This window comes from Paraburkholderia sp. (assembly GCF_035501035.1).
Lineage (GTDB): Bacteria > Pseudomonadota > Gammaproteobacteria > Burkholderiales > Burkholderiaceae > Paraburkholderia.
The window spans coordinates 1-3,296 of the sequence record NZ_DATJWR010000045.1; the positions used below are offsets into that span (position 1 = coordinate 1).

The window sequence follows — 3,296 nt, forward strand, 5'->3', positions numbered from 1 at the left end:
TACAATGCACGCCGGTTACACTCGACACTCGACTACGTCAGCCCCATGACATTCGAGAAGAACTGGTTCGCGACTCAGCAAGGTGAAGCCGCATAATTCGCTTGGCTAAGGGATTCGTCAAACAGGGGCAAGGTCAAAGCATGGTGGATTCTTGCGAGGGCACCGGGAACGGGCGGCCAAGTCCATGACACGTTCGCCGGGGAGCGTGTGCCGGGCTATTTCATCCCCAACCATATCGCGGTCGAGCTGGCTGCCGGCGTGTCACCGAAGCTCAAGCTTGACACTCAGGGGACGGCGACCCCGCAAGGCCCGGGGGCGACGCTCGGTCTTGATGACCTGAAGCTGTTTAGTCGGGACTGGATATCGGCTCGGATCGAAGCCATTACGTCGGTGACGCCGCGAGATACATTGATCAGACTTATAGCCATGAAATTAGGCCGCCCAGCAGCGACAATCCTGCCCTGCTTGTGGCAGACTTGGAACTCGCATCCGGCCAGCCCGGGAGGACCGACAAACCTCACCCGCGGCGGCCATCGTTGATGGGGCCAACAATTGGAGCCGTCTGCCCGGTTCGGCGCACCTAACGACGCTCGCTTTCAGGTCTTGCGGGAGGACGGCGATTGCGCACTCTGCCGGGAATGGCACCTCGGTGCCGATGGCCGTCACGCTCCGGTGCTGGTCGCGCGGCTCACCGCAGAGCACCCGACGCCCGTAAGTCTGGATCGCCTATCCCATGAATGCAGCTTGAAGGATGAGTTGGAGAACGCTTGGGCAGTGCGGCCGCTCGAACTGGTACGCGAAGGTGGCCGGATGTTGCTGCTGCTCGAGGACGCGTGCGGTGAGCCGCTCGAGCGGCTACTCGGCACACCCTTGGAGATCGGACGCTTCCTGCGTCTCGCCATCGGCATCATCGCTGCGATGGGCAAGATGCACCAGCGTGGCCTCGTTCACAAGGACGTGAAGCCGGCCAACATCCTCGTGAACCCCGCGAACGCAGAGGTCAGGCTGACCGGCTTTGGCATCGCTTCACGCCTGCCCCGCGAGCGGCAGGCGCCCGAGCCACCCGAAACCATTGCCGGCACGCTGGCTTACATGGCCCCTGAACAGACCGGGCGCATGAACCGCTCGATCGACGCTCGCAGCGACCTGTATGCGCTCGGCGTCACGCTCTATCAGATGCTCACGGGTGTTCTGCCGTTCACAGCCTCCGATCCGCTCGAGTGGGTGCATTGTCATATTGCAAGGAAACCGGTGCCGCCCCACGAGCGCGTGGCAAGTGTGCCGGCCACAATCTCGGCCATCGTCATGAAGCTGCTTGCGAAGACGGCCGACGATCGGTACCAGACTGCGGGCGGCGTCGAACACGATCTGCGTCGCTGCCTGAGCCAATGGGAAAAACAGGGCCTGGTCGACCCGTTCCCGATCGGCGAACGTGACATCCCCGACCGGCTGCTCATTCCCGAAAAGCTCTACGGACGGGAGCGCGAGGTCGAGACCTTGCTCGCCGCCTTCGGTCGGGTCGTCAAAAGCGGGGTGCCCGAACTGGTGCTCGTCTCCGGATATTCCGGAATCGGCAAATCTTCGGTCGTCAATGAGCTGCACAAGGTGCTGGTACCGCCGCGAGGGCTGTTCGCCGCAGGCAAGTTCGACCAGTACAGGCGTGACATCCCGTACGCCACGCTTGCGCAGACGTTACAGAGCCTCGTGCGACCGCTGCTTGGCAAGAGCGAGGCCGATCTGTGTGTCTGGCGCAGCGACCTTCGTAAGGCGCTGGGTCCGAACGGGCAACTCATGGTTGACCTTGTCCCTGAACTGGAACTCATCCTCGGTCAGCAGCCCCGGGTGCCACCACTCGAGCCGCAGCAGGCGCAAGGCCGCTTCCAACTGGTGATTCGGCGGTTTATCGGCGTCTTTGCCCGCCCGGGGCATCAACTGGCGCTCTTCCTCGACGATTTGCAATGGATCGACGTGGCGACGCTCGATCTGCTCGAGGATCTGTTGACCCGCTCGGACCTCCGGCACCTGATGCTCATTGGCGCCTATCGCGACAATGAAGTCAGCCCCGCCCATCCTCTGATGCGCAAGCTCGACGTGATCCGGGCGGCCGGCGGAAAGGTGGGGCAGATCACGCTGGTGCCGCTCGGGCGTGAGCATCTCGGGCATTTGCTGGCGGACACGCTTCGCTGCAAGCCGGAGGACGTCGCGCCGCTCGCACGTTTGGTGCACGAGAAAACCGCTGGCAATCCGTTTTTTGCCACTCAGTTCATGACTTCGCTTGCCGACGAGGGATTGCTTGCTTTCGAACATGACGCCGGGCGCTGGTCTTGGGATCTGGACCGCATGGACGCCAAGGGATACACCGAAAACGTCGTGGACCTGATGATAGGGAAGCTCGCCCGCCTGCCGGGTGAGACGCAGGAGGCGTTGCGACAATTGGCCTGCCTTGGCAACCTCGCCCAGATCACGACACTGGCTCTCGTTCTTGGGACTTCCAGGGAGCGGGTTGACGCGCTTCTGTGGCCGGCCGTCCGTCAGGAGTTCGTCGAGTGCCTTCCGGGCGCCTACCGGTTCGTCCACGATCGCGTTCGGGAAGCCGCCTATTCGGTGATCCCCGAGGGGCTGCGTGGCGAGATGCACCTTCGAATCGGACGACTGCTCGCGACGCACACGCCGCTGGAGAAGCGAGAGGAGGCGATCTTCGACATCGTCAATCAGCTCAACCGCGGCGCAGCGTTGATCAGCGCACGAGACGAGCGCGAACAACTGGCCGGGTTCAACCTGCTTGCAGGCAAGCGCGCCAAGGCGTCTGTCGCCTATGCCTCGGCGCTCAACTACGCCATCGCAGGCGCAGCGCTGCTCGAGGGTGATGACTGGCAGACGCAACGCGAGCTGGTTTTCGCGCTCGAATACCTTCGCGCGGAGTGCGAGTTTCTCACGGGAGATATGGCAGCGGCGGAGCAACGGTTGTCACTGCTCGCTCGCCGCACCGACAGGCTGGCTCAGCGGGCGATGGTCGCATGCCTGCGTATTGAAATCTTCATGACCCTGGACCGACGCGACCGCAGCGTCGAGGTCGGGCTCGAGTACCTGAAGCACGTAGGTGTCGTATGGCCGCAGCATCCGACGCAGGACAAGGTACAGCAAGAATTCGACCGCATCTGGCAACACCTCGGAAACCAGTCGATCGAGGCGCTTATTGATGCGCCACTCATGCACGAGGCAGGCTGGCAGTCCACGATGGACGTGCTGACCGCGCTTCTGCCGCCAGCCTTGTTCACTGATGAGCATCTCTTTCG

At 62.8% G+C, this 3,296-nt stretch carries 1 protein-coding gene; it reads left to right on the forward strand.

The annotated features are described in order from the left end of the window. Nucleotides 1-603 precede the first annotated feature (603 nt). On the forward strand, nucleotides 604-3,296 hold a 2,693-nt coding region (locus VMJ11_RS02620), incomplete at its 3' end, for a serine/threonine-protein kinase PknK (RefSeq protein WP_325616621.1).